The organism is Rhodococcus sp. IEGM 1307, from assembly GCF_030056915.1.
GTDB lineage: Bacteria > Actinomycetota > Actinomycetes > Mycobacteriales > Mycobacteriaceae > Rhodococcus_F > Rhodococcus_F opacus_D.
In genome coordinates, this window is sequence record NZ_JASHKW010000067.1 from 1 (window position 1) to 956 (window position 956).

Genomic DNA, 956 nt, shown 5'->3' on the forward strand with positions numbered 1-956 from the left:
GACGACCTCTACGGCGAGGACGATCCGGGCCCGGGACAGGTGCCGGCGGAGTTGGCCGATCCCAGCACCCGCTCGGCCCGGATCGCCGAGGCATTGGCCCAGCTCGACGCGGAGAAGGACGCCGAACGGTGCGAGCGGGACCAGAAGGCGCAGGACTATCTGGCCCGGCTCGACGCGGGCCAGACGGTGATGGGCCGGGTGCCGGTCGGGGCCGAGGTCGCCGCCGCCGAGCGGCGTCTGGCCGAGGCGGTCGCCGCCCAGCACGCGGTGATCGAGCGGTTCCAGGGTGGCACCGAGGCCGGGGGCGGGGGCACCCGGTTCGCACCGAAACCGGTCGAGAAGCACCACCTGGTCCGGCGCCGGCGCACCGAACTCGACACCGCCCTCCGCAAACAGGGTGAGCGCGCCGCCGCCGCCGGGCAGCGGCGCCGCAACACCACCGATCCCGATTCGCGGTTGCAGCCGCTGCGCGGCGGCGGCTGGGTGCAGGGCTACAACTGTCAGGCCTTCACCAGCGAGGACGGGTTGATCCTGGCCACCGGGGTCGGGACCGGCCCGGCGGACTACGACTATTTCCCCGAGATGGTCGACAAGGCCGGGGCGGCCGCGCACCTGATCGACACCACCCGACGTGGGAAGGAACCGACCGGCACGAGCCCGGAGGAGCTGATCGGGGTGATGCTCTTCGACGCCGGCTACTGCTCCCGCGAGAACCTCACCGCGCCGGGCCCGGACCGGTTGATCGCCACCGGCAAATCCCGTCACCTCGAGGCCGCCGCCACCGCTGATCCGGTCACCGGACCGCCACCGCCGCAAGCGGATCCGATCCAGGCCATGACCCACCGGCTGCGCACCGAGGCCGGTATCGCCACCTACCGCAAACGCTCACCCATCGCCGAAACCGTGTTCGGGCACGCCAAACACAACCTCGGATTCCGCCGCTTCACCAGCCGCGG

1 protein-coding gene is annotated in these 956 nt (G+C 72.4%); it reads left to right on the forward strand.

Annotation, left to right across the window (positions count from 1 at the left end; all coding sequences use genetic code 11):
• On the forward strand, nt 1-956 hold a 956-nt coding region (locus QM841_RS42830; RefSeq protein WP_283336788.1), incomplete at both ends, for a transposase.